At 55.5% G+C, this 4,937-nt stretch carries 4 protein-coding genes; 1 reads left to right on the top strand and 3 read right to left on the bottom strand.

Translation table 11 applies throughout. From position 1 onward, the window contains the following. Positions 1 to 194: 194 nt before the first annotated feature. A complete protein-coding gene (locus MOY_RS16350) occupies positions 195 to 1,775 on the bottom strand; it encodes a cryptochrome/deoxyribodipyrimidine photo-lyase family protein (protein WP_009102065.1) in 1,581 nt (526 codons plus the stop codon). A 111-nt stretch (positions 1,776 to 1,886) separates the two neighbouring features. Here MOY_RS16350 and MOY_RS16345 point away from each other — a divergent pair, with 111 nt between their 5' ends. Next, entirely contained in the window at positions 1,887 to 2,192 is a 306-nt protein-coding gene (locus MOY_RS16345; protein ID WP_009102062.1) for an antibiotic biosynthesis monooxygenase family protein, read from the top strand. A gap of 32 nt (positions 2,193 to 2,224) precedes the next feature. Here the strand turns inward: MOY_RS16345 and MOY_RS16340 are convergent, their stop codons facing one another. Then, positions 2,225 to 3,151 (bottom strand): 1,4-dihydroxy-2-naphthoate polyprenyltransferase, encoded by a 927-nt coding sequence (locus MOY_RS16340; RefSeq protein ID WP_009102060.1) that lies wholly within the window; start codon positions 3,149 to 3,151, stop codon positions 2,225 to 2,227. Positions 3,152 to 3,251: 100 nt separating this feature from the next. Next, positions 3,252 to 4,721: an anion permease gene (locus MOY_RS16335; RefSeq protein ID WP_009102057.1), complete on the bottom strand. Its 1,470-nt coding sequence runs from the start codon at positions 4,719 to 4,721 to the stop codon at positions 3,252 to 3,254. Positions 4,722 to 4,937 lie beyond the last annotated feature (216 nt).

Genomic DNA, 4,937 nt, shown 5'->3' with positions numbered 1-4,937 from the left:
GTGTCAGGTTTAAATCAGATATAGACGAATTTTAAACTATATTAACTACATTTTTTTGATGATTTTACTGTGGTCTTGATTTTTTTTGGTGTTATTCAATGTTTTTTTAAAGACAATAACGACACCAATTAATCGGCTATATTTATCTGTTTTTTATTTAACCAGATAACTAGCTGGCTAATAGCCCCTTATGCTCAATTATTGATGCTGCCATCATCATCAAAGAGCGAAAGCTGCTGACGATTGGCGGGTTGCGCTTTTTTGCCACGCCGAACAGCTGGTCGCCGCTGACTCGCCAACTTATCCACAATGACCTTGCTGGCACCCCTCGCTTCCGGCGTGCGGCGCAGTTCATACAACATCTGCTTCCAGTGGCGCGCTTCGGCTTCGAAATCGTTGGGGATGGGATAGTCGATGCCGGGCTGAAAGCCGAAACGTTTCTGCAGGCTTTCCGGCAGCGTCCAAGGCTTGGCGCGCCACTCCTGGGGAAGGGGCGCAAGCTCTGGCACCCAGCGGGCGATGAATTCGCCGGTGGGGTCGTTATCTTCTGCTTGCTTGATGGGGTTGTAAACCCGCAGGGCGTTGGTGCCGGTGGCGCCTGCCTGCATCTGCACTTGGGGGTAGTGAATACCGGGTTCGAAGTCGGTAAACAGCTGCGCCAAGTGTAATGCTGGCTCGTACCAGTGCAGCCCCAGGCCAAAGGTGGCGTGGGAGAGCAGCATGGCGCGCATGCGAAAGTTGATCCAGCCGGTGGCGGTCAGGCTGCGCATGCAGGCATCCACCAGCGGCACGCCGGTTTGGCCGCGCTTCCAGGCGATCAGGTGGGGGTGTTCTGGGTCGCGCTCCCGCAGGCCGCGCAGCGCCGGGTGCAGCGTTTGATGCTCGATGCTGGGTTCGCTTTCCAGCTTCTGGATAAAGTGGCAGTGCCAGTAGAGCCGCGAGGTAAAGGCGCGCAGCGAGCGAGCCCAGTCGGTGTCGTCGGCGTGCTTTTGCCGCTGGCGGCGCAGGGATTGCACCACTTCCCGCATGGAGAGCGTGCCCCAGGCCAAGTGCGGGGAGAGCCGTGAACCAAACTCCCAAGCCAGTAACGGTTTAGAGAGCGAGCCGCGATAGCGCCGCCCGCGCTGGGTAATAAAGCTCAGCCACAGCGCGCGCCCTTCACTGCGCCCGCCCCGCTGGCGCTGGGGGCAGGGCGTGGTATCGAATCCCAAGGTGAGCGAGGGCAGTTGGGCTACATCCACGTGATGAAAAGCTTCCCAACCGGGAGCCGCCACCGCTGTTGGCGGGGCGGGGCAGGTAGGGGCGGCCATCAGCGTTTCCCAGTGGCTTTCCCAGCGGGATTGATGCTCCGTGCGGCTGCTCAGCCCGCGAATCACGCCCTGCTGGCGAGCTTCTTGCCAGGGCACGTGGTGGGCGTGGCACCACGCCTGAACGCACTGGTCGCGCTCAAAGCTCCAGGCGTTGCCGGTCTCTTGGTGGGAGTGCAGCACCAGTTCGCCGTAGTGGGCTTTGAGCGCGGCCAGGCATTCCACTATATCGCCCTGCCACAGGCAGAGCGGCAGGCCCAGCGTGTTGAGTGCTTGGGCAAGGTCTACCAGCGAATCGGCGGCAAACTGCCAGTGGCGCAGGGCGCTGTCGGGTGCTTGCCACTGCCCAGGCTCGATGGCAAATAGCGGCAGCACTGGGCCTGCCGCTGCGGCGTTGGCCAGCGGTGCGTGATCGTGAATGCGTAAATCGCGTTTGAACCAAACGACCTGAAGGGGTGCCTGAGCCATTAGCCGTAACGCCTGTTCGTCACTTATCTATTCGTTATGCAGTGATGACGTTACCATCAAGCGATTGTTTGCGTAACCAACTGAGTCACACCCACCCACAGGAGAACCACTATGTATATCGCCATGAACCGTTTTCGGATTGCCCCAGGCCGCGAAGAGGATTTTCTAGAGGTATGGCGCAACCGCGATTCCCACCTGGACGAAGTGCCGGGCTTCAAGCAGTTTCAAATGCTGCAGGGCGAAAGCCAGGAAGACCACACCGTATTTATCTCCCACAGCGTGTGGGAATCCGAAGAGGCCTTCCGCGCTTGGACGAAGTCAGACGCCTTCCGCAAGGCCCACGCCAATGCCAAAGCGCCGGAGGGTATCTACTTAGGGCCGCCTAAGTTTGAAGGGTATGAGGTAGCGCTTACATAGTCCGGACACAGGCGGATTGTTTTATCGCCCAGTCAGAAAAAGGCCAAGCCAACAGAAAGCAGCACGCTATAGAGCAGTGTTGAAACGGCTGTTTTCTTCAGCATGTTGGTCAGAATTTTGCCATCTCGGGTATGGCGTAACATTCTGGCCGCATCAGTGAGCGGCTTGGCCACGAGTAGGCAGCTCCACCCCAGCAGTGGCACTGGCTGCGCCACTAGGTAGATCAAGGTGAGCAGTAGCGCTAACCCGAGCAACGCCCAGTGATACAAAATCGCGCCTTCGCGGCCTAGCCTTACCGCTAGAGTGATCTTGTCGCAGCGTGCATCGCTTTCGATGTCGCGCACGTTGTTCACGTTGAGAACGGCAGTTGCCAGCAGCCCGCACGTCGCGGCTGGAAGAAAGGGCAGCCAGTTTAGCGTGTGGGTATGCAGGTAGTAGGTGCCTAATACCCCGAGCAGCCCGAAAAACATAAAGACTGAAATGTCCCCTAGCCCACGGTAGCCATAAGGGGCGCCCCCTAGCCCAACGGTGTAGGTCACCGCGGCCAATAGAGCAGCGGCGCCTAACAGGATGAAGACGAGAATTTGCCCCCACTGATTCCCAAAAGCGGCGACCAGTAACAGTAGCCCCAATAATGCGGCTACGATTGCCGCGACGACCATGCCGCCGCGCATTGCTTTTGGAGTCAGTAAGCCAGAAGAGACAGCCCTTACCGGGCCGCTACGTTTCTCGTCGTCAGCCCCTGAGGCGGCATCGCCATAGTCGTTGGCTAAATTAGACAGCACCTGAAGGGTGATTGCGGTTAGTAACGCAAGCACCAGCACAGTGGGGTTGAAAGCCTGTGAGTGCGCTGCAAGCCCACTGCCCAGCAGAATAGATGCACACGCCAGTGGTAGCGTTCGCGGGCGTGCGGCTAATACCCAGGCATGGTGCGTGCTGTGCTTAGCGATTTGATCCATTACGTCGATATTCCTATGGGCTTTCGTATGAACTGTTTTATGAACTGTTTTATGAACTACGTCTGTTTAAAAGGCGGTTAGTGGGGCAGTTAACGACCGGTTAGGTAAGTAGCAGCAGCCAGGGTAGGCCTATGACTAACCAAGCCACTAGGAAGATTAGCCCGAAAATTGCCCCAAGGCGCCAGAAGAGCGCACTAGGCAAGTAGCCGCTGCCGTAGTAAACCGGGCTTGGCCCTGTGCCGTAGGGCGTGAGAATGCCCATAAAGCCAAGGGTGGGCAGCAGCAGTAGCACAAACAGCTGCATATCCAGGCCAGCGATGCCTGACGCCGCTGCCAAAATAACCGGTAATAGGGCCGTTACGTGAGCCGTAATACTCGCAAAGAAGTAGTGCAACGCGTAAAACAGCACCACCAGCGCCACCATGGCGACCATCGGGTTAAAGTGACTTACCTGCCCGCCGACCACATTCCCAAACCAGCTCACAAAGCCCACTTGGCTTAGCCCGCCTGCTAGCGCCACCAAGGTGGCAAACCATACAAAGGTATTCCAGGCGGCATGGTTATTAAGAATATCATCCCAGGTGACGATGCCGGTTAGCAGCATGCCGCAGATCACTACCAACCCAACCAGCGAGGCGGAAATAATGCCGCCGCCAAAAATCCACAGCAGCAGGGCCGTTACGACCATTACGACCAAGAGAATCTCGTTGCGGGTGAGCGTGCCTAACTGCTTTAGCTCATCTCTGGCCCAGTCAGAAATTTCATGGCCCGCTTTTACCTCGGGGGCGCATAGCCAGTAGCAGAGCAGCGGCACTAATAACAGCAGCAAAATGCCGACCGGGGCAATCGCCATAAACCACTGCCCCCAATTAATTTGGATGCCGGTTGTGCTTTCGGTTAAGGCAACGGCTAATAAATTGGGGGCCATCGCGGTTAGAAATAGCGAACTGGTAACGCAGGTAGAGGCCAGCGCTGTCCACATCAAAAAGCTACCCATACGCTTCATGCTAGGGTCGTTAGGGTGCGAATCATAAAGCGGTGGCAGGTTGCGAATCACCGGATAAATGGTGCCTGCACTGCGCGCCGTGTTGGAGGGCGTAAAGGGGGCAAGAATGGTATCCGAGATCATTACCGCGTAGCCAAGCGTCAGCGTGCGCTTACCCATAGCGTTGACCAACCAGAGAGAAATACGCCTGCCAAGGCCGGTTTTTTCGTACCCCAAGGCAAACATAAAGGCACCGAAGATCAGCCAGACGGTGGAGTTAGTAAAGCCCGATACCGCCCAGGAAAACGCTTGGTTAGCGGGATTAAAGCCCTCAGCAGCCAGCTGCTCTGGGGAGAACAGTACCCAGCGCGAGAGCAGCGCAATAAGGGTAACGCCTATTAGCCCAATGACCGCACCGGGCAAGGGTTCAAGAATCAAGCCCACCACACAGCCAAGAAAGATAGCGAAGAAGTACCACGCATGGGGCGCGACTCCATCAGGCGTGGGTATTAACGCAACAATAATGGCGATAATAAGCGGAGCGAATAGCTTCCACCGAGGCGTGGAGTGAGTAACACTGTTCATGCTGCCTCTCTTGTCTATTTTCTAGATATTTTTTGCTAGATATTTTTTGATAGGAAAACCAAGCCAAAACATCTCTGTTACGTAGCTCATTAGGAATTGCTAAAAAAATTGCCTTATTAGTTAAGTTATCTAGCTCAAATACTTGGTGTTGTTAGTGATTAGTTTTTCAGTGCTTTCATAAAAAGCATTAAAAACAGTTTTTAAATCTTTATTTTA

The organism is Halomonas sp. GFAJ-1, from assembly GCF_000236625.2.
GTDB lineage: Bacteria > Pseudomonadota > Gammaproteobacteria > Pseudomonadales > Halomonadaceae > Vreelandella.
This window is presented reverse-complemented; position numbering and strand designations above follow the sequence as displayed.

What these genes read in the sequence shown, in the direction of transcription:
- MOY_RS16335 (WP_009102057.1), bottom strand. Translation starts at nt 4,721, where the DNA reads ATGAACAGTGTTACTCACTCCACGCCTCGGTGGAAGCTATTCGCTCCG.
- MOY_RS16340 (WP_009102060.1), bottom strand. Translation starts at nt 3,151, where the DNA reads ATGGATCAAATCGCTAAGCACAGCACGCACCATGCCTGGGTATTAGCC.
- MOY_RS16350 (WP_009102065.1), bottom strand. Translation starts at nt 1,775, where the DNA reads ATGGCTCAGGCACCCCTTCAGGTCGTTTGGTTCAAACGCGATTTACGC.
- MOY_RS16345 (WP_009102062.1), top strand. Translation starts at nt 1,887, where the DNA reads ATGTATATCGCCATGAACCGTTTTCGGATTGCCCCAGGCCGCGAAGAG.